Source organism: Propionispora hippei DSM 15287 (assembly GCF_900141835.1).
GTDB lineage: Bacteria > Bacillota > Negativicutes > Propionisporales > Propionisporaceae > Propionispora > Propionispora hippei.
Genome location: NZ_FQZD01000004.1, coordinates 68,698 through 89,273 on the forward strand (window position 1 = coordinate 68,698; position 20,576 = coordinate 89,273).

Consider the following 20,576-nt stretch of genomic DNA (forward strand, 5'->3'; position numbering starts at 1 on the left):
GAACCGCTACATACGAGGAGGTTTATGATGGAATTTATAAAAGACCCGATGGCTATTGAGCGGCGCAGCATGGAGATTATCGCCCCCTATCTGGATACGCTGCATTTGTCACCGGAAGCGATAAAAATCTATTCCCGGATTATTCATGCAGCCGGCGACCCTGATTATGCAAAAGTAATCCGGATTCACGAAGCAGCCGCCACCGCGGGCTGCCAGGCGCTAAAGCAGGGCTGCCATATTTTCTGCGATGTGGAAATGGTCCGCACCGGCATTAATAAAAAGACTCTGGCCAGTTTGGGCGGTCAGGTCCATTGCCTGATTGCCGACGAGGGCGTGGCGGCAACGGCCAAACAAGAGGGAATCACCCGGTCAATGGCGGCGATGCGTGCTTTTGGCAGCCGGCTTGACGGGGCGGTTGTGGCGATCGGTAATGCGCCTACCGCCTTGTTTGAAGTCATCCGTTTGATGGAAGAAACCTGCCTCCGGCCGGCGCTCGTTATCGGTGTACCTGTCGGGTTTGTCGGTGCCAGTGAATCAAAGGAATTGCTGGCAAAAGTTTCACCGGTGCCCTATATTACGGTGGAGGGAACCAAAGGTGGCAGCCCGATTGCGGCAGCGACCGTCAATGCCTTACTATACATGGATCAGCAGCGGTAGGTGATCACTGCTTTACAAGTTGACATGTGCCAATGTGGTGTTTATGGGGAGGAATGGGTATGCAGAAGAATATACCACGGATTGTTGTTGCCGGAACGCAGAGCGGCGTAGGGAAAACGACGGTAGTCACGGGTCTTTTAGCGGCGCTGGTCGCGCGGAGTATGAATGTACAGTCCTATAAAGTAGGCCCTGATTATATTGATCCCGGCTTTCACAGTCTGGCCAGCGGCAAGCTGGCTCACAATCTGGACACCTGGCTGATGCCGGCGGAACTGACGGCCAAGCTGTTTGTCAATACGGCTCAGGCCAGTGAATTGGCTGTCATTGAAGGCGTCATGGGGCTGTACGACGGCGGCCGCCAGGGAATCAGCAGCACAGCGGCCCTGGCCAAACTGCTCAAAGCGCCGGTTGTTTTAGTGGTAGATGCCAAGTCGATGGGGGAAAGCATTGCCGCAACCGTATTAGGTTATAAGAATTACGACCCTGAAGTGCATATCGCCGGGGTCATTGTAAACCGCCTGGGGTCGGCTACCCATAAGGAACTGGTACTGGAGGCTCTGCAAAAAATCCATATGCCAGTGCTGGGCTGTTTGTTTCGTGATCCGGGTATTGTTTTGCCGGAACGCCACTTGGGCCTTATGCCGGTAACGGAGTATGCGCCGGAAACCTTTGCGGCCGATTTGGGCAAGGTTATGGAAAACCAGCTTGAACTGGACCGGATTATCGAATTAGCCGGTAAAGCAGTTCCCCTGGACCTGCCGCCGGCAGAGCATGTTCCGGAAGTACCGCGGCTGCGCATTGGTGTGGCACAGGATCAGGCATTTTCCTTTTACTATCCGGAAAGCCTGAGCGTATTGCAGGTGCTGGGGGCGGAGCTTGTCCCCTTTAGTCCTTTAACCGACCAAGACTTGCCGGCGGTGGACGGACTGCTGCTGGGCGGCGGTTTTCCCGAGATGTTTGCGCAAGCCTTAACCGCTAACAGGGCTATGCGGGCAGCCGTTCGGCTGGCTGCTCAGAAGGGCATGCCGGTGTATGCCGAGTGCGGCGGCTTGATGTATTTAACACGGCAACTGGTGGATTTTTCCGGCCAGGCTTATGAAATGGCGGGAGTCATTCCGGCGACCTGTGTTATGGAGCAAAAATTGCAGACTGTAGGTTATGTGGAGGCTATGCCGCTCAAGGATAATCTGTTATGCGCAGCGGGTCAATCGCTACGGGGCCATGAGTTTCATTTTTCCCGGCTGGTTCCCGATGCGGCGGGAAGTTTCCCCTGGGCGTTTACCATGATCAAACTGCGGACAGGAACCGGCTATCCCGGCGGTTATGCCGCCGACAATGTACTGGCCTCTTATCTGCATATGCATTTTGCCGGCAATAAACCGGCGGCGCACCGTTTTATGAAAGCTTGCATGCAGTACCGGGAGCAAAAGCAAACCGGATTAAATAAAGTAAAAAACCTGGAGTGAGGGTATGGCAGGGAAAATTGTTTTAGTCACCGGTGGCGCCAGGAGCGGGAAAAGCAGCTTTGCCGAGCAATATGCGGCAGCGGCGGGAGAAAAGATAGCCTATATTGCCACGGCGCAAATCTATGATCAGGAAATGGAACGGCGGGTGGCGCTGCACCGCCGGCAGCGCCCGGCAAATTGGCAGACCTTTGAGGCGCCTTATCAGGCGGAACTGGTTATGACGGCGGCAGCCGCAGCGGATGTCATATTGTTTGATTGTCTGACACTATATACCAGCAATCTTATGTTATCCTCCGAGGCGCCGGGCGAGGTGGAAGCCAGGCAGCAATATATACTGGACGCGGTGGAGCGGCTCTTACAGAGTGCAGTGACGACGCAAAGGACGGTTATATTTGTAACCAACGAGGTAGGCATGGCCATTGTACCGGAAAACGCATTGGCGCGGGAATACCGCGATATTGCCGGTTGGGTCAATCAGAAGGCGGCCCGGTATGCCGGAGAAGTGTATCTGATCGTATGCGGCCTTCCCGTAACCATAAAAAAACCGGACAACAAAGAGGTGTAACGACTAACGATGGCTAAACCAGTCATGATTCAAGGGACGAGTTCCCATGTGGGTAAAAGTATACTAACGACGGCTTTATGCCGGATTTTTCTGCAGGACGGCTTTCAAGTCGTACCTTTTAAAGCGCAGAATATGGCGCTTAATTCCTATGTGACCAAAACCGGCGAAGAGATGGGCCGCGCTCAGGTGGCCCAGGCCGAAGCGGCCGGCTTGGAACCTATGGTGGAAATGAATCCGGTACTTTTAAAGCCGACGGGCAATGCAAAGTCGCAGGTGATTCTCAAAGGCAGTCCGGTCGGTAACATGTCGGCGGCGGAATATCATAACGGCTACAGTCTGAAAGCCCTGCAGGTAGTGGAGGAATGTCTTAAGAAACTGGACCGGGAATACGAAATCATGGTTATTGAGGGAGCCGGCAGTCCGGCCGAAGTCAATTTAAAGGCTAATGATATTGTGAATATGCGCATTGCCAAGCTGCTGCAGGCGCCGGTTCTGCTGGTGGCCGATATTGACCGGGGCGGGGCTTTGGCCGCTGTTGTGGGGACGCTGGAGCTCTTAGAGCCGGAGGAGCGGGAGTTGGTAAAAGGCATCATCATTAATAAATTCCGGGGCGATATCCGGCTGCTTCAGCCGGCGCTCGAGTTTCTGGAACAGAAAACGGGAAAGCCTGTTTTGGGCGTTATTCCCCATCTGGAACGGCTGGGGATTGATGACGAAGATTCGGTATCGTTGGATGAGAAAAAAATGGCAGGCCAGCGCGATTTGGAAATTGCCGTAATCCGGACTCCCAAAATCTCCAACTTTACCGATTTTGACGCGCTGGCCGGCGAAAGCGACGTTGCTATCCGGTATGTGAAGCGGGGAGAAGCAATCGGTCAGCCCGACCTGATTATTCTGCCGGGCAGTAAAAACACGCTGGAGGATTTGCTGTACCTTAAGGAAATGGGCTATGACCGGGAACTGGAGCGGCTTTTGGCGGCAGGTAGACCGGTGATCGGTATTTGCGGCGGCTACCAGATGCTGGGCAAAGCAATCCTTGACCCGGAGCATACCGAGTCAGAGCTGGAATCTGCTGCCGGTTTGGGCTTACTTGATACGGTTACCACCTTTGCGGCGGACAAAGTTACCCATCAGGTCAGCGCGACCTGCAACGGAGCCGGGTTCCTCGGCATTGAAGCTGCCGGGCTGCCAGTCACGGGCTATGAAATTCACATGGGGCGTACCGAGTTCGGTGAAACGGTACAAAGCGCTTTTACCATTCATCGCCGTTCGGAACAGGAAGTGGCCTGCCAGGACGGTGTGGTTCGCCAGGATGGTCTGGTTATGGGGACTTATATTCACGGTATTTTTGACAATGACCAGTACCGCCGGAGTATATTAAATGCTCTGCGGGAACGGAAGGGACTGGCGCCGCTTGACAGTATGAGCAACAGCCGGGCAGAAAAGCAGGCCAGCTACAACAGGCTGGCCGATACGGTGCGGGCTCATTTGGATATGGCCGCTTTATACCGCATGATGGGACTGTGAGGCTAAAGTATGGACATATATTTGCCGTTAGCGGCAGTGTTGCTTGACTTGGTTTTTGGAGATCCCCGCACAGCCTGGCATCCGGTTGTGCTGCTGGGCAGGCTGATTGCCTTTTTCGAACAAAGGCTATTGAACCGGCAGGCGGCGGCCGGACAGAAAAGGCTGGCCGGCGGCCTTTTGGTCCTGATTGTTTTGCTGATCACCTTCGGAACGGTATACAGTCTTATCCAGTGCCTTAGGCAGTGGCCCGGTTGGCTTGCCTTCGGCTTGGAAGCCCTGCTGGCCTCTTTTGTCATTTCGCCCCGCAGTTTAGCGGCGGCCGGCCGGGAAATCCGCGATTTTTTGGTTGCCGGCAATCTGGAACAGGCACGCTATAAAGTGGGCTGGATTGTGGGACGGGATACAGCCAGTCTGGATGTGGCCGAAATAACCAGAGCCACCGTGGAAACGATTGCCGAAAATATTGTTGACGGTATTATTGCGCCGCTTTTTTATCTGGCGCTTGGCGGCTTGCCGCTGGCTTTTCTTTATCGAGCGGTCAACACCATGGATTCCATGATCGGTTATAGGAATGAAAAATATCTTGATTTCGGCATGATTGCCGCCCGGGTTGACGATATATTCAACTATCTTCCCGCCCGAATCACCGGTATTTTGTTGGTGCTGGCCGCCTGGCTGCTGCGTTATGATGCGGTTCGTTCGGCCAAGGCTATTTGGCGGGATGCTCATAAGCATCCCAGTCCTAACAGCGGTATCCCTGAGTCGGCTACGGCCGGCGCTTTAGGTATCCGTTTGGGCGGGTTAAATTATTATGGCGGTGTCGCTTCCCACCGCGCCCATATGGGAGATGGCACTGCGGCACTGCGACCGGAACACATCACCCGGACCAGCTATCTCATGTATATGAGTACGGGGTTGTTTGTTTTATTGGCGGGTGTTTTGGTACTGATAAAATAAAAATTGGAGGCGGGCTGTTTATGCTTGTTTTCAAACTACCCGTACGTCCCTGACTGCGTTTTTTTTGCACCCATACTTCGTTAAAATTTTAGACACTATTCTTGTCTCGCGAAATTTTAACTGATTTGGTGCAAAAATCACTCGCCGTGGATTCGTTAGTTTGAAAGCAGCTCCAGCCTGACTGGATGGATGAAAGATTTTATTACTGGTTTGCAATTTTTAACCCGCATCCGGATTTACCGGGAAGTGGAATGGTCGGCAGAACGTTTTGGCCGCAGCGTGGTCTACTTTCCCCTTGTCGGGGCAGTAATCGGTGTACTGCTGGCCGGCAGCTATTGGCTGTTGCAGGCGTATTTGCCGCTCGTTCAGCATGCTTTCCCGCCGCATGCTTTGGCTGCCTTCTTAGTTGGGGCGCATATTTTGCTAACCGGCGGGCTGCACTGCGACGGTTTCATGGATACGATGGACGGAATCTTCTCCGGACGGTCCAGGGAACGGATGCTGGAAATTATGAAGGACAGCCGGGTTGGCGCCAATGGGGTTACGGCCTTTGTCCTGTTTATTTTGCTGAAGTGGTCCCTTTTACTGGATATGCCTGTGGCAAAGCTGCCGGCCGTTTTATTTCTCATGCCCGTGATCGGGCGGCTGGTCATGGTCATCGGGATAACGTCTTTTCCCTATGCCAGACCGGACGGTATGGGTAAGGCTTTTGCCCGGTATGCCGGAAAAAAAGCCTTGCTTGTGGCCGGTGTCTATACTTTCGCCTTGGTGAGTGTTTTTGGCATGACGGCTTTGCTGCTGTGTCTGGCGGCAGTGGGTACCGGGCTTGGCATAGCCGGTTATATCAGCCGGAAGCTGGGCGGCCTGACCGGGGATGCCTACGGTGCTGTTACGGAATTAACGGAATTGGTGGTGCTGTTCTTATATGCGCTATTTTTTAGTTAATAAAAGAGGCGGGGAGAACCGGTCATGCGGGTAAAGGTGAAAGTACCGGGGTCTTGCGGCGAATTGGTGCAGGGAGTAAGCAAAGGTACCAATTTTTTGATTACCTGCCCGGTCAATCTGTATTCCACAATAGAACTAAGTTCCTGCCGGGAGACGGTCAAGAGCAGCTTGACAAAGGTGGAACTGGCGCTGGAAAAAACCTTCCGGTATCTTAACACTGAGCCGGCCGGCTACCAGGTCCGGCTTTTTTCCGATTTGCCGTGCGGCAAGGGTATGGCGTCCAGCAGTGCCGATATCAGTGCCGCCTGCCAGGCAGCCGCTTTATGGTCGGGCCAAAGACTCAGTGCCGATGAAATAGCCGATATTGCCTTGACGATCGAACCGACCGACGGGGTCTTTTATCCGGGCATTGTCATGCTTGACCATTTACACGGACAAATCAGGCAGCCGTTAGGTCTGCCGCCTGCGTTGGATATCCTTGTGCTGGATGCCGGTGGTGAAGTGGATACACTGCAGTTTAACCGGCGTCAGGATTTGCGGCAGCTAAACGCGGCGAAAGAGGAGCAGACGGCACAGGCTGCTGCCTGGGTTATACAAGGAATTAAAACAGGCAATAGCGAATTAATTGGTAAAGGGGCTACGTTAAGTGCGCTGGCCAATCAGTCGATCCTGCCCAAGCCTTGTTTACCCGAGGTCATTTCCATTGCCCAAAGCTACGGGGCAGCAGGAGTTACCGTGGCGCACAGCGGGACAGTGCTGGGTATTTTATTTCCCCCGGCGTTACGGGAATTTCAGACAGGCTGCTTGCAGGCAGTGCAGCGTGCCTGCCCTGCCGTACGGTATTTGACCACGGTAAAACTGATTGCGGGCGGGCAATCTATGGAAGCAGGTGAAGAGGAAGCTTATGAGGAACTTTGAACATGGCGGCAATCTGTATGCGGCCATGCGTGAGCAATCCGGGCAAATGACGGATTTTCTCGATTTCAGCGCCAATATAAACCCTTTGGGAATACCGGATAGTGTAAAGGAGGCCCTGGCCGGAGCTTTGCCGTATATTATTCATTACCCGGATACGGAGGCGACGGAATTAAAAATGGCCATCAGCCGCCAGTACGGGGTGGCGGTTGACCATATCACGGTAGGCAATGGGGCGGTTGAACCTATTTATCTGTTGTGTCATATGCTAAAACCTAAGCAAGTGTTGGTGGCAGCACCGGCGTTCGGCGAGTATGAGCGGGCAGCCAGGGCCGGCGGAGCGCAGGTCCGGTATGCTTATTTGCATCCGGAGGAAGGTTTTGGTATTCAGCCGGAAAAAATCTTGCAGCAGGCCGATAGTGCCGACATCATTTTTTTAGGTAATCCGAATAACCCGACAGGAACTTTGCTGACGAATAGTCAAATCAGAGTTATCTTAGACAGAGTAAAGCAGCAGAATACGCTGGTGGTTGTCGATGAATCGTTTCTTGACTTTTTACCTGACGACAGTTCGTATACCTGCCGCAGCTTGTTGCCACTCTATCCCCGACTGGTCATCATCCATTCGCTGACCAAATTTTACGCCATTCCCGGACTTCGCCTGGGCTTTGCTCTGGCCGGCCCGGATATAACAGCCTTGCTGCATACCGCCAAAGATCCCTGGAACGTCAATTCATTGGCGCAAAGTGCCGGCGTGGCTGCCTTAGGGGATGCGGCTTACCGCTTGCATAGCAGGGAGTTTGTGCAAAGGGTCAAACAGGAGTTGTATGAGAAGCTGACCGCTTTTCCTGAAGTGAGTGCTTTTGCGCCGGCGGTTAATTTTATTTTGCTGGATATTAAACGGACCGGTTTTACCGCAGGCCAATTACGGGAAAGACTAAGAACCGAGTGTGTTTTAATACGGGACTGCAGCAATTATCCCGGATTGTCGGATACCTATGTCCGGGTAGCCGTAAAACGGCCGGAACAAAATGAACGGTTGCTGGCAGTTTTACGAAAAGTGATTGATGAGAGGTGAAGTTATGACGAGAGTAATTATGGTGCGACATGGCCAGACAGCCTGGAATCTGGCCCAGAAATATCAGGGACATAGCGATATTGAGTTGAGTGAAACCGGTATCCGTCAGGCGGAACTGGCGGCTGCCCGTCTGGCGGATGAGCCGATCCAGGCCGTTTTTGCCAGCGATTTGGGACGGGCTTATCAAACGGCCAAGACAATTGCCAGGCACCACCGGCTGCCTGTTCATAAGGTTGCCGAATTGCGGGAAATTAACTTCGGTATTTGGGAAGGTCTCACCTATGAGCAGATTTATAGCGGCTGGCCGGAGCTTATTGAACAGTTGTACCAGAAACCTGACGAAATACAAATACCGGAAGGCGAAACCTTCCGGGAGGTAAAACAGCGGGCAGCCGGCTGCCTGCAGCGACTGGTGGCGGAAAATGACGGCAGCACGATTCTGCTGGTATCCCATGGTGGAACGATACGTACCTTATTGTGTGCCGCATTGGATATTCATTTAAATCATATTTGGCAGATCAAACAGGACAACACGGCGGTGAGCATCCTGGAGTATCATGATAATTACCCGGTTGTTACGCTGCTTAACGATACACATCATTTACGGTAATGTAGACTAGTGCCTTGTCCGTCTTAAAATAGTATCCACTTGATTAAAGCTGTGACGAGATACTAGGTCCAGGTCTTCCAGATTTCGGGCCGGTAGCCTACCGTAGCGGCGGTGCCGTTGCGGATTACCGGAGTATTTAAAAGCAGCGGATTTTGCAGCAGGGCTTCGCCGATATCGCGTACCATATGAGTTTTGTATTGACTCTGATAGAGCTTGCCTGACGAGTTGAGCAGGTCGCCCCAGGCAACCTGCTGATTAACGCTTTTCAGTTCGCCCTTGCTCATTCCTTTGATGGTCAGGTCAATAAACTGGTACTTGATGCCCCGCTCTTTAAAAAAGCGTTCCGCTTTTCTGGTGTCCTGGCATTTTTTTATACCGAATATTTGTATGTTCATGTAACACCTCTTTCACTATTCGCAGGAGAATTTTAGAAATCACTATAATCCGTCCGATTTTTTGGAGTATAATATTTGTAGGCGGATACAGAATATACCAAGGAGCAGGTTGTCTTCCCTGCAGAGGAGGAATCATATGCAGGCAAATTTTGAAGCTCTTATTTTAGGAAAGGAACTAAACCTGAATAAAATTGCTCAGCATTTTGCAATCAACCGCAAGTTTAAGTGGGAAGACTCACTGGTACTGGATAGTACTTATTTAAGAAGCATCCTTCCTGATTCGGAACATAAGGTTGTCTACCTTTTTTATTTTGGCAGTGCGGTGTTTATCAATTTTGAGCATCACGAAGTGATTCAGGTGGTCCGTTATCTGAAGGAAATTGAGCCGGAGGTTGACTTTTCCTATCTTTTCAAATATGTCGATCATTACCAACTGACCATTGATCCCTGCCATGTGCCAACACTAAGCAATGATTATATTATTGCAAACAAGCCTGACGAGTACCATCTGGAAATTATCTCTATTATTTTAGCAAAATCGGTGGCATTAGAAAAGGTAGAAATTGAAATCGGTGTTCTGCTGGATCAAATTGAAAGCGTCATTGATAAGCTAAATGAAGGACAGTTGGCGGTTTCCGACAAAAAGTTGGCAAAAATGTCGGCGAATATACTGGGGTTCAAATTGGATACCATATCTTATATTATGTTGCTGGATAAACCGGACATTACCTGGGAGAATGAGGAAGCAGGAAAACTGTTTGACGAGTTGATGCTGCTGTTTGAATTAAATGACCGCTATAATAATATTCATCATAAAACAGCCGTGTTAATGGACATTACCAATGTGTTTGCCGGTCTGGCCCAGTCAAGCCGCGGGACTCGTCTGGAATGGGCCGTTATTATATTAATTGCGATTGAAATTGTTTTGTCCTTATTTGATATGTTCATTAAAGGGCTATGAAACATATTCGCTTACAGTAGATATAGATTATTACATTAAAAGGAGGTTTTTTATATGTCCACCATTGTTAACGCAAACCGGGAAAATTTCCAGGAGGAAGTTATTGAATCAGCCACACCGGTACTTGTTGATTTCTGGGCCCCCTGGTGCGGCTACTGCACCAAATTATCGCCTGTTTTAGATGAATTGGCGACCGAACACGCAAGTAAGATGAAGGTTGTTAAAGTCAATGTGGATGAAAATCGTTCATTGGCTCAGGATTATGGTGTTATGAGTTTACCGACCATGCTGCTTTTTAAAGACGGAGCGCAAACGGAAAAATTAATGGGCTATATGCCGAAATCAGCTATTAACGCCAAACTATCCCCGCTGTTATAAATAAAAAGACGCGCTGCAATGCAGGCGCGTCTTTTTATTTATCGACAGTGCAGTTGTTTTGCAAAGGCCTGGCACCTGCCGGGCTTATTCTTATTCATATATCGGCAGGATTTTGCATAGAAGATATTACTATGCTTAGGGAACCGTCGGTTTTTTCACCCTGTCCGTCCTGGACGATTTTTTTTCCACCTGGCTGTGTCAGTAAAGCCTTGAAATAGCCCTATCTTTTAGGTTTTGCTTCCTTGCCAGATAAAAAGCTCTCGCCAGTCACAAACCCGGTGCATCGGCGGTTCCCGGGAGGCGGAGGAATGACCGTTGCTGAAAGTAGCGCTGGTAGGCTCACCTAATGTCGGTAAAAGTGTAATTTTTAATTATTTAACGGGACGCTATGTTGCCGTGTCCAATTATCCCGGTACTACTGTTGAGGTGGCAAAAGGCTTGGTTACCCTGCGAGGCGTAGCTTGTGAAATTGTGGATACGCCGGGTATCTACTCGTTAATCCCCTTGACGGAAGAAGAGGCGGTAACCCGCCGGCTGCTTTGTGCCGAACGGCCCGATGTGGTTGTGCACGTGATTGACGCTAAACAAATCAAGCGCATGCTGACGCTGACGCTTGACCTGCTGGAAGCCGGGTTTGCCGTTATTCTGGTTGTTAATATGATGGATGAAACCAATCAGGCAGGACTTCATTTCAATTTATCCCGGTTAGCTGACGAGCTGGGGATTCCGGTGCTTGCCACTTCGGCGGTAAAAAAGCTGGGGCTTGGCGAATTGACCACCTGCATTGCTTCCTTTCAAAAGCCCGGCTGCCCCGGCCGTTATCATAGCCATTTCCCGCCGGAACTGGAAACGGCTATTGCCGATATGGAAAGTGTGCTGTCTTCAGATTATGGTCTGTCGAAGCGGCTGGCGGCAATGCTATTGCTGCAGCAGGATCCTGTGCTTCTAGCGTGTCTTTCACCTAGCGGTAGTGGCAAAGCGGCAAGTGAGAAGCTAAAACGGCAGGGAAAAGAAGAACTGCCCTATCGGATTGCCCTGGAACGGCAAAAGATAGTCGCCGCCTTATTGCAGGATGTGGTGAGCTGCCAAGCCTCCCAAACTTTTATTTTACGGAGTAAAGTTGGGGAATGGGCTCGCCGTCCGGCAACTGGCATACCGTTAGCTTGCCTGGTACTCTACTTCGGTCTTTACTTGTTTGTAGGAAAATTTGGCGCCGGTTTTTTGGTGGATTATTTTGACCAAATTATTTTTAAAACATATATTATACCCTGGATAAAAGCTATTGTTTTTGGCCAGATTCCTTGGGAATGGGCGAGAGACTTATTAATTGGTGATTATGGCCTCGTGTCGCTTGGATTTCGTTATGCCATAGCCATCATCTTGCCGGTTGTGGGAAGCTTTTTTTTTATATTTGCCCTACTGGAGGATTGCGGCTACCTGCCGCGACTGGCCATGCTGGCTGACAGGCTGTTTAAGTGCCTGGGCCTTAATGGCCGGGCGGTAATTCCAGTCATTCTTGGTTTTGGCTGCGGGACAATGGCGGTCATTGTCACCCGGACACTGGAGACTAAACGGGAACGCATACTGGCCACTTTTTTACTGTCGTTGACCATTCCCTGTTCGGCCCAACTTGGCGTGGTTGTCGCGCTATTGTCGGTAAATTCGCTCGCCTTGGGTATTTGGGGTGGGTATATAACTTTACTATTTATTGCGGTGGGCTGGCTTAGCAGTAAGGTGCTGCCAGGGGAAAGAAGTCCCTTTTATATGGAAATACCGCCTTTGCGCCTACCCGTGTTGGCTAATGTGTTAATGAAGGTATACACAAGAGTAGTATACTATTTGGCGGAAATTTTACCTGTCTTTCTGATTACCAGTTTGCTGCTCTGGTGTGCTGACTATGGCGGTTTTTTAACGACCCTTATTTCTTATATTAAGCCTGTGACAGCCCTGCTGGGACTGCCTGATTCGATGGCGTCAATCTTTTTGCTGGGATTTTTTCGCCGTGATTACGGGACTGCCGGCTTATATGACTTGTTCCGTCTTGGTGCATTAAGTACCGGACAGCTCCTGGTGGCGGCGATTACACTGACCCTATTTGTGCCCTGCGTGGCTCAACTGGCGGCCATGATCAAAGAACGCGGCCTGTCGACCGCATTGGTTATGCTGCTGTTAATTATCCTGCTGTCGGTAGTTTCAGGCATCTTAGCTAATGCTTTTTTAAATCTAGTTGCAGCCAATTGGGAAGGCGGGTTACTATGAACTTGACTCAGTTAAAGGCCGGGGATGCCGGTTTGATCACTGCTATAGAGAGGCTGTCCGGAGCGGATCAGCGGAAGCTGATTGCTTTTGGCCTAATGCCGGGGGCCCTGCTGCAAGTTCTGCAAACAATACCGGTCTATGTAGTGAAAATAGAAAATACCGAATTGGCTTTGGATTACGAGATGGCCCGCGCCATTGTGGTAAGACGAAAATTTTAGTGAAAATAAGAAATGCAAGCAGCACACTGTTCTACGGCGTGCTGCTTGCATTTTTATGGTGACCTGCGTTTATTAAGCTTTTGATGTTTGTTGTGCAACTTTATTGAGGTCGGCGATGAGTGCGTCTATATTGATGCCGTGAGCGGCAGCTCCCTGGGCAATATTCTCGAAACGGGCGGCCGCACAACCCAAGCAGCCCATACCATAGCTGCGGAATACATCCACTGCTGCCGGATAGGCCTCTACAACCTCAATAATGCTCATGTTTTTATCAATAGTCACGATGGTAAACCTCCTTTTGCACTAATGCTGATCATAATGAGTATAGCATATAAAGCCTCTGCTTACCATGGGACAATGTAAGCATTAGTATACCACATCAGTAAAATTTCATACCATCCACACCGGGACTATGGTCCTGTTATGGGACTTGGGAACTAAAATTTGGAAAAAATATAAAATCCTTTGTTTTTGTGAAGGATTTTTATGGCTTTTTCAGAATTTATATATAAAAAGTGGTTTAAAGTGGTGGAAAGTGGTGTGAGAGTCCTGGCGGGATGGTGAACAGCGGTGTTGATGGGAGAATACCTTCATAGTATTGATAATAAGGGCCGTCTCATCTTACCGGCAAAATTCCGCGAGGAAGTCGGCGACAACTTCGTTGTTACCAAAGGGCTTGATACCTGCTTGTTTGTATATACCAAAGAGGAATGGGGCAATTTAGAAAAAAAATTAAAGCAATTGCCTTTGGCTAAAGCAGATGCCAGAGCTTTCGTGAGGTTTTTCTTTTCCGGAGCCTCAGAACTTGACTGTGATAAGCAGGGGCGTTTTTTGCTGCCTGCCAATTTGCGGGATTATGCCAAGCTGGATAAAGATGTGGTGATTATCGGTGTATCCAGCCGGATTGAAATATGGAGCAAGGATGCCTGGGATGCTTATAATAGTGAAATAGGACCGACAGTGGCCGGAATTGCCGAAAATTTGGTTGATCTGGGGATATAACGCAAGGAGTGAAACGGGTAATGGAATTTAGTCATGTAAGTGTTTTATTACAGGAAAGCGTCGACTCCTTGGTTACTGACGCCGGAGGGATCTATGTGGATTGTACCCTGGGCGGCAGTGGACATGCCGGAAAGATTGTTGCCAGACTAAACGAAGCGGGACGCTTCGTCGGTATTGATCAGGATCCGGCAGCTATTCAGGCCGGACGGGAACGGTTGGCGCGCTCTGCCTGCCGGGTTGATATTATCCAAAATAACTTTTCCCAGTTAGAACTGATTTTAGATGAACTGGAGATTAAAGCAGTAGACGGGATTCTGTTTGATCTGGGGGTTTCTTCCCATCAACTTGATGTGGCGGAGCGGGGATTTTCCTATATGCAGGATGCGCCGCTGGATATGCGAATGAATCCTTCGGCGGAAATTTCCGCTTATGATGTGATAAATGAGTATAGTGAAAGCCGTCTGGCGTCAGTGATTGCTGAGTTTGGCGAGGAACGCTGGGCTAAACGGATCGCTAAGTTTATTGTGGCTGCCCGAACTGAAGGTAAAATAACCACAACAGGGCAACTGGTGGATATTATCAAAAGTGCTATTCCGGCAGCAGCCCGGCGGGATGGTCCTCATCCAGCCAAGCGAACGTTTCAGGCCATCCGTATTGAAGTGAACAGGGAACTGGACATACTGAAGGCAGCCTTTACCGCGGCGGTAAAACGGCTTAAAATCGGCGGTAGGATTTGTATTATTACGTTTCACTCTTTGGAGGACCGGATCGCCAAGCAAACTCTGGCTGAACTTGCCAAAGGCTGTGAATGTCCCCCGCGGTTTCCGGTGTGTGTGTGCAATAAGCAGCCTGTTGTCAAGTTGGTCGGTAAGCCCATTAGCCCGTCGGCGGTGGAACTGGATGTGAATCCGCGGGCACGGAGCGCTAAGTTGCGCGTCGCTGAAAAAGTGTAGGCAACTATGATGTTGTTCTAATATCCAGGGAGGGTAAATACATATGATAGTGAATAAAAAAGAGAATTGGGATAGCTATTATCAGGAGCAGGTTAATCAGAATGTATCGACGCAAGTAAAAGAGAATTCACGTCCCAATTTGGCTTTGCGCGCCAAGTGTTTTGCTACTGTGTTACTACTGGCTGCCATTGCTATTGTATTTACCATTCAAAGTGAAGCGATGATAAGGGCCGGCTATACCCTGGTACAATCTAAAGCGCAACTGGCTAAAGTGGAAAAAGAAAATGAACAGCTCCATCTTGACATTGCTAAATTAAAATCGCCGCAGCGCATCCAAACCATTGCGACCAGTGAACTGGGGATGGTTTTACCAAAGAATATATACTATGCCGTCAATGAAACGGCAACTGTTTCACCGGCCGCTCCACCGGAGGAGAAATCGCTGACCAATCAATTGATCGGTTTTGTTAAAGCAGCCAGGGCAGAAGCACATAAGGCGCGGTAATCTGTTGGGGAGGAGATGCCGTTGCCGCTGATTACCCATGTTGTTGTCCGCAAAAGAGTGGTTTGCTTGTTGCTGCTCGTTGGTTTTGTTATGGCAGCCCTGTGTTGCCGCTTGCTGTACCTTCAGTTTTACAAGAGTGAATGGTTGACTGAGAACGCTACCGACCAGCGCGTCCGGGATATTCCTGTCGAGGCGAAGCGGGGGATTATTTTTGACCGTAATGGAAGAGAGTTAGGCGTCAGTATCAGCACCGATTCCGTTTATGCGATTCCGGCCGAAATACGTGATGTTGAGGACACAGCAGCCAAATTGGCTGCTATTTTGGTATTGGATAATAATAAGCTGGTAAAACAGCTTAAAAAGCGCCAGGCTTTTACCTGGATAGAACGTAAGGTGGACTCGGAAAAGGCGAAGGCCATCAAGGCTCTTAATCTGCCCGGAATTGGCCTGACGGAGGAAAGCCGGCGCTACTATCCGCACGATAACGTGGCGTCTCATATTTTGGGCTTTACCGGGATTGACAGTCAGGGCCTGGACGGTGTGGAAATTACTTTTGACAGCTACCTGAAGGGAAGACCGGGCAGTATTGTCGTTGAGTATGACGCCCGTGGCCGTGAGATTCCCTATGCCGTGCATAAATTTATGCCGCCGACAGACGGGAATAACATTTACCTGACCATTGATCTGATTATCCAGCAAATTGCCGAGCGGGAGCTGGATAAAGTGATGAAGGAGACCGGAGCAAAAGCGGCGACAATGGTGGCCATCAAACCGCAGACTGGAGAGGTTTTAGCACTGGCCAACCGGCCGGATTATGATCCCAATCATTTTGCCGATTTTTCACCGAAGCTCTGGCGCAATATTGCCGTCTCCAATGCTTATGAACCGGGTTCCACCTTTAAGATTATTACGACTGCCGCTGCGCTAGGTGAGGGTGTGGTCAAACTGACGGACCGTTTTTTTGATCCGGGGGAAGTAGAGGTACAGGGCCGGACCATTCACTGCTGGAAGGATGGCGGGCATGGCAGCCAGAGTTTTGAAGAGGTTATCGAAAATTCGTGTAATGTGGGTTTTGTCAATGTTGGGTTGAAACTGGGCATCGAGCCTTTTTACCGCTATTTGCAGGCCTTTGGCTTCGGCAAGGCAACCAATATTGACCTTCCCGGCGAAGCGAAGGGCATTTTGATTAATTCCGAGCAGGCCAAAGCGATCAATATCGCTACGATGGCCATGGGGCAAAGTATTGCCGTTACGCCAATCCAACTGGCCACTGCTGTGGCGGCGGTCGCCAATGACGGGCAATTGTTGCGCCCGCAGATTGTTCGCGAGGTCCGGGACAAAAACGGGCAAATTCTCCGGGATTTTAAACCGGACAGTGTAAAACAGGTAATTGATCCGGCTGTGGCAAAAGAAGTAAAAGGAGTTTTGGAGAAGGTTGTAGAAGAAGGTACAGGAAAGAATGCCTTTCTTGAGGGCTTTCGCGTAGCCGGTAAAACAGGAACAGCGCAAAAGGTGGGCGGCGGTGGCTATATGCCGGGGAAATATGTGGCATCTTTTGTCGGTTTTGCCCCTGCCGATGATCCTCAGGTGGTGCTGCTGGTGATTATTGACGAGCCGGTAGGCATGTATTACGGCGGGCAGATTGCCGCGCCGGTATTTGGCTCTGCCATGAAGGATATTTTACAATACCTGCAGGTGCAGCCCAAATTAGCGGAAAAACCGACAGGAGGAGAGCAAAAGCCTCATGTTGATGTTCCCGGCGTTATCAATCTTTTACCAGATGAAGCCAAGGCGCAACTTGCCAAGCTGGATTTAACGGGAATAGTGGAAGAAAACGGGGAACGGATTGTCGATCAGATTCCTAAACCGGGCAGCAAGGTCCCTGCCGGTTCCAAGGTATTACTATATACTTCGACGCCAAGGTATAACTGGTCAGAAGTTACTGTGCCTGATTGCCAGGGGCTGGCCGGTGAGGAAGCCGCCCGGATATTGGGTGAAATTGGCCTGAGCGTTCGCCCTGTCGGTGATAGCAAGTCGCAGGTTACCAGCCAGGAACCGCCGGCCGGCAGCAAGGTGCCTTCCGGCTCGATTGTCACCGTTTATTTTGAATGATCCCCGACAATATAATCAGCAAAGATGGTAATAATAGTTATATAATACAGGAGGAGCGAACTATGATGACATTAGGTGATTTGCTGGCGCAATTGCCGGATGCCGTGCAGGCGGGCCGTATAGAGAAAACACAGGAAGTAAAGTCGATTACCTATGATTCGCGACAAGTGACTGATGGCTCGGTATTTATCTGTTTGAGGGGTGCAAAGACTGACGGTCACGATTACGTGCCGCAAGCTTGCCAGCAAGGTGCTATCGCGGTTATTATTGAAAAAGATGTTGAGGTTCCGGCCGGAGTTGCTAAAATAAAAGTTTCCGACACGAGGACAGCCATGCAGGGGATTGTCCCTTCTTTTTTTGGATTTCCGGGTCGGAAACTGCGTATGATCGGTGTAACCGGTACTAACGGCAAAACGACTACCACCTATTTGCTGCGTGATATTTTAACCCGTGCCGGCTATCGGGTCGGCGTGATCGGCACCATCCAAACCTTGATCGGCGACCGGGTTCTACCGGTGAAGAATACGACGCCCGATGTGGTGGAATTACAGGGAATATTGGCCGAAATGGTAGCCTGCCACATGGATTATGTGGTGATGGAAGTGTCTTCTCATGCCCTGGCGCTGAACCGGGTAGCCGGTTGCGAGTTTGATGTAGGCATATTTACCAACATGACTCAGGATCACTTGGACTTTCATGGCAATTTCGACAATTATCTGGAGGCCAAGGCCCGTTTATTTTCTCTGGTCAGTGATCCGGCAGCCTCAAAAGGAAGAAAAACGGCGGTGGTCAATCTGGATGATCCGGCGGCCAAACGCATTTTGCAAAGTGCAAAGTGCGCCACGCTGACCTATGGCGTAAAGGCAGCGACGGCAGATTTACAGGCATTGCAGGTGGATGTAAGGGCTTCTGGTGTGAGTTTCACCGTTCATGGCACTGCTGGTGATATTGAACTTGCTTTGCCGATTACCGGTCTGTTTAATGTATACAATGTATTAGGTGCTGTCGGTGCAGCTTTGGCGGAGGGGATTGAGCCCCAGGTTATTAAAGCAGCGCTGGAAGATTTTAAAAGTGTTCCAGGTCGGTTTGAACTGATCAACGCAGGGCAGCCGTTCAGCATCATTGTGGATTATGCCCATACGCCGGACGGCCTGGAAAACATTCTGAAAACGGCCCAGCAGATTGCCAAACGGCGCATTATTGTCGTATTCGGCTGCGGCGGTGACCGGGACCGGACCAAACGGCCCATTATGGGACGGCTGGCCGTGGAATATGGCGATGTGGTCATTGCCACGTCGGATAATCCGCGAACCGAGGATCCGGCAGCGATCTTAGCAGAAATTGAAGTGGGAATCAAGGAAAAGTTGATGGAAGGTAAGCTGTATGAGAAAATCGCCGATCGTCGGCAGGCAATCAAACGGGCTTTGGAACTGGCGCAGGCGGATGATATTGTGATCATTGCCGGTAAAGGGCACGAAACCTATCAAATATTAAAGGATAAAACCATTCATTTTGATGACCGGGAAACCGCGGTGGAATTTGTCAAGGAGCTGATGTAACCGTGCAGTTTACCATAAAAGAAATTTGTCAGGCATTGGGCAGTGAACTGGTTTCGGTAGAAAACGCTGTACCGGATATTATCTTTAGCGGAATTTCCACCGATACCCGGACGGTAAAGCCGGGAGATTTATTTGTTGCCTTGATTGGCGAACGTTTCAATGGGCATGATTTTTTGACTAAAGCAGTAGCAAGCGGGGCAGCCGGACTGGTGGTGCAGGATGTCTGTCCGGCGCAGCCAATGAAACTGCCGGTCATAACCGTAGGCAATACGCTGAGGGCTTTGCAGAATATAGCAAGGTTTCACCGGTTGCGTTACTCCGTACCAGTGATTGCCATAACCGGTTCTAACGGTAAAACGACCACTAAAGATATGACGGCGGCTATTTTGGCGAGCCGCCGTAATGTATTGAAAACACAGGCAAATTACAATAATGAAATCGGTCTGCCGCTGACGCTGCTTAACCTGACGAAAGAACACGAAGCGGCAGTGGTGGAAATGGGCATGCGTGGTTTGGGCGAGATTAAGGAGCTGGCCGCGATTGCCCTGCCGACAGTAGGCGTGATTACCAATGTCGGTGAAACTCATATGGAGCTGTTGGGATCGCTGGACAATATTGCGGCTGCCAAGGCGGAATTGGTGGAAGCCATACCACCGGAAGGGTTGATTGTCTTAAACGCCGATAATCCCTATGTCCTGGCCATGGCCGGCAAGGCGCGGGGGAGAGTGCTGACTTATGGTTTTACGGAGCAGGCTGATATCCGGGCCAGCGAGGTCGTGCTGGGCGACGGTGGCTCCACGTTTACCTGTCATGTGGGAGCGGAAACCTTTCCAGTGACTGTGCCGGCTCTGGGCAGGCACAATGTGTTCAACGCGCTGGCGGCGATCAGTGTCGGTTCGGCGCTTGGCTTGCAGCCTGCCGATATACAGCGTGGCTTGGCTGCGTTTGAAACGGCGGCTATGCGGCTGGCGGTGAGCAAAGTGTCAGACTATGTGGTGATTAATGATGCCTATAACGCAAGCCCCGCTTCGATGGCTGCCGCCGTGGATACTTTGATCGATATCGCGCCGGAACGGGCAGTTGCCGTGTTAGGCGATATGCTGGAGCTGGGTGATATTGCCGTCGAAGCCCATCGTCATATTGGCCGAAGGCTGGCCAACAGCGGTACCGGTCTGGTGGTTACCGTCGGCGAGCTGGCCGGTGAAATTGCCGGCGCGGCCCGTGAGCATGGTGTGCAGGAAGTTTTCGCCTGCCGTGATCACGCGGCAGCCAAGCAAATCCTCGCAGATAAGCTGCGACCGGGCGATACGATACTGATTAAAGGCTCACGGGGTATGAAAATGGAGCAAATATTAGAAATACTGGGTAACCATTGATTAAATGAACCGGTCGGGCTGGCGAGAGATTTTTTCGTCTGACAAAGGCAGTAAAACCGCAGGAATAGAGACCCCTATTGCAAGGTTTTGCTGACGCAGCCAGGCGGAAAAAGCTCCGTCAGGACGCGCCGTGTGAAT

21 protein-coding genes are annotated in these 20,576 nt (G+C 50.5%); 19 read left to right on the forward strand and 2 right to left on the reverse strand.

Annotation, left to right across the window (positions count from 1 at the left end; translation table 11 throughout):
• Nucleotides 1-27: 27 nt before the first annotated feature.
• From F3H20_RS00335 to cobC, 9 genes are all read left to right on the forward strand, one after another.
• Nucleotides 28-657, forward strand: coding sequence for a precorrin-8X methylmutase (locus F3H20_RS00335; RefSeq protein WP_149733014.1), 630 nt, complete (start codon nt 28-30; stop codon nt 655-657).
• Between the two features lie 59 nt (nt 658-716).
• Entirely contained in the window at nt 717-2,123 is a 1,407-nt protein-coding gene (locus F3H20_RS00340; RefSeq protein ID WP_394349553.1) for a cobyrinate a,c-diamide synthase, read from the forward strand.
• A gap of 4 nt (nt 2,124-2,127) precedes the next feature.
• Entirely contained in the window at nt 2,128-2,688 is a 561-nt protein-coding gene (gene cobU, locus F3H20_RS00345; RefSeq protein WP_149733016.1) for a bifunctional adenosylcobinamide kinase/adenosylcobinamide-phosphate guanylyltransferase, read from the forward strand.
• A gap of 9 nt (nt 2,689-2,697) precedes the next feature.
• Nucleotides 2,698-4,215 (forward strand): cobyric acid synthase, encoded by a 1,518-nt coding sequence (locus F3H20_RS00350; protein ID WP_149733017.1) that lies wholly within the window; start codon nt 2,698-2,700, stop codon nt 4,213-4,215.
• 9 nt (nt 4,216-4,224) lie between these two features.
• Nucleotides 4,225-5,172 carry an adenosylcobinamide-phosphate synthase CbiB gene (cbiB, locus tag F3H20_RS00355; RefSeq protein ID WP_149733018.1) on the forward strand — a complete coding sequence of 316 codons (948 nt, stop codon included), beginning with the start codon at nt 4,225-4,227 and terminating at the stop codon, nt 5,170-5,172.
• A gap of 189 nt (nt 5,173-5,361) precedes the next feature.
• Nucleotides 5,362-6,117, forward strand: a complete 756-nt coding sequence (gene cobS / locus F3H20_RS00360; protein ID WP_149733019.1) for an adenosylcobinamide-GDP ribazoletransferase — start codon at nt 5,362-5,364, stop codon at nt 6,115-6,117.
• 24 nt (nt 6,118-6,141) lie between these two features.
• Complete coding sequence (locus F3H20_RS00365) at nt 6,142-7,035, forward strand: GHMP family kinase ATP-binding protein (protein WP_149733020.1); 894 nt, start codon at nt 6,142-6,144, stop codon at nt 7,033-7,035.
• Nucleotides 7,022-8,110, forward strand: coding sequence for a threonine-phosphate decarboxylase CobD (gene cobD / locus F3H20_RS00370; RefSeq protein WP_149733021.1), 1,089 nt, complete (start codon nt 7,022-7,024; stop codon nt 8,108-8,110). Before F3H20_RS00365 ends, cobD begins: the two co-directional genes overlap by 14 nt.
• Nucleotides 8,111-8,114: 4 nt before the next feature.
• Nucleotides 8,115-8,720, forward strand: a complete 606-nt coding sequence (gene cobC / locus F3H20_RS00375) for an alpha-ribazole phosphatase (RefSeq protein WP_149733022.1) — start codon at nt 8,115-8,117, stop codon at nt 8,718-8,720.
• A gap of 62 nt (nt 8,721-8,782) precedes the next feature.
• On the opposite strand, the gene F3H20_RS00380 is transcribed toward cobC, so the two are convergent.
• Entirely contained in the window at nt 8,783-9,115 is a 333-nt protein-coding gene (locus F3H20_RS00380; RefSeq protein ID WP_149733023.1) for an arsenate reductase family protein, read from the reverse strand.
• A 136-nt stretch (nt 9,116-9,251) separates the two neighbouring features.
• On the opposite strand from F3H20_RS00380, the gene F3H20_RS00385 reads away from it, so the two are divergent.
• From F3H20_RS00385 to F3H20_RS00400, 4 genes are all read left to right on the forward strand, one after another.
• Nucleotides 9,252-10,076: an RMD1 family protein gene (locus F3H20_RS00385; RefSeq protein ID WP_149733024.1), complete on the forward strand. Its 825-nt coding sequence runs from the start codon at nt 9,252-9,254 to the stop codon at nt 10,074-10,076.
• Nucleotides 10,077-10,130: 54 nt separating this feature from the next.
• On the forward strand, nt 10,131-10,454 hold the full coding sequence (gene trxA / locus F3H20_RS00390; RefSeq protein WP_149733025.1) for a thioredoxin: 324 nt from the start codon (nt 10,131-10,133) through the stop codon (nt 10,452-10,454).
• 315 nt (nt 10,455-10,769) lie between these two features.
• Nucleotides 10,770-12,713, forward strand: a complete 1,944-nt coding sequence (feoB, locus tag F3H20_RS00395; RefSeq protein ID WP_149733026.1) for a ferrous iron transport protein B — start codon at nt 10,770-10,772, stop codon at nt 12,711-12,713.
• Nucleotides 12,710-12,931 carry a FeoA family protein gene (locus tag F3H20_RS00400; RefSeq protein WP_149733027.1) on the forward strand — a complete coding sequence of 74 codons (222 nt, stop codon included), beginning with the start codon at nt 12,710-12,712 and terminating at the stop codon, nt 12,929-12,931. The genes feoB and F3H20_RS00400 overlap by 4 nt, the downstream gene beginning before the upstream one ends.
• 72 nt (nt 12,932-13,003) lie before the next feature.
• Here the strand turns inward: F3H20_RS00400 and F3H20_RS00405 are convergent, their stop codons facing one another.
• Nucleotides 13,004-13,213 carry a DUF1858 domain-containing protein gene (locus F3H20_RS00405; RefSeq protein WP_188128151.1) on the reverse strand — a complete coding sequence of 70 codons (210 nt, stop codon included), beginning with the start codon at nt 13,211-13,213 and terminating at the stop codon, nt 13,004-13,006.
• Between the two features lie 288 nt (nt 13,214-13,501).
• Between F3H20_RS00405 and mraZ the strand changes: the two genes are divergently transcribed.
• From mraZ to F3H20_RS00435, 6 genes are all read left to right on the forward strand, one after another.
• Nucleotides 13,502-13,933 carry a division/cell wall cluster transcriptional repressor MraZ gene (mraZ, locus tag F3H20_RS00410; RefSeq protein WP_091743659.1) on the forward strand — a complete coding sequence of 144 codons (432 nt, stop codon included), beginning with the start codon at nt 13,502-13,504 and terminating at the stop codon, nt 13,931-13,933.
• A 20-nt stretch (nt 13,934-13,953) separates the two neighbouring features.
• A complete protein-coding gene (gene rsmH, locus F3H20_RS00415) occupies nt 13,954-14,886 on the forward strand; it encodes a 16S rRNA (cytosine(1402)-N(4))-methyltransferase RsmH (protein ID WP_149733028.1) in 933 nt (310 codons plus the stop codon).
• A gap of 43 nt (nt 14,887-14,929) precedes the next feature.
• On the forward strand, nt 14,930-15,391 hold the full coding sequence (gene ftsL, locus F3H20_RS00420) for a cell division protein FtsL (protein WP_149733029.1): 462 nt from the start codon (nt 14,930-14,932) through the stop codon (nt 15,389-15,391).
• Nucleotides 15,392-15,412: 21 nt separating this feature from the next.
• A complete protein-coding gene (locus F3H20_RS00425) occupies nt 15,413-17,503 on the forward strand; it encodes a stage V sporulation protein D (RefSeq protein WP_149733030.1) in 2,091 nt (696 codons plus the stop codon).
• 65 nt (nt 17,504-17,568) lie between these two features.
• Nucleotides 17,569-19,062 (forward strand): UDP-N-acetylmuramoyl-L-alanyl-D-glutamate--2,6-diaminopimelate ligase, encoded by a 1,494-nt coding sequence (locus tag F3H20_RS00430; RefSeq protein WP_149733278.1) that lies wholly within the window; start codon nt 17,569-17,571, stop codon nt 19,060-19,062.
• 2 nt (nt 19,063-19,064) lie between these two features.
• Nucleotides 19,065-20,438 carry a UDP-N-acetylmuramoyl-tripeptide--D-alanyl-D-alanine ligase gene (locus F3H20_RS00435; protein WP_149733031.1) on the forward strand — a complete coding sequence of 458 codons (1,374 nt, stop codon included), beginning with the start codon at nt 19,065-19,067 and terminating at the stop codon, nt 20,436-20,438.
• Nucleotides 20,439-20,576 lie beyond the last annotated feature (138 nt).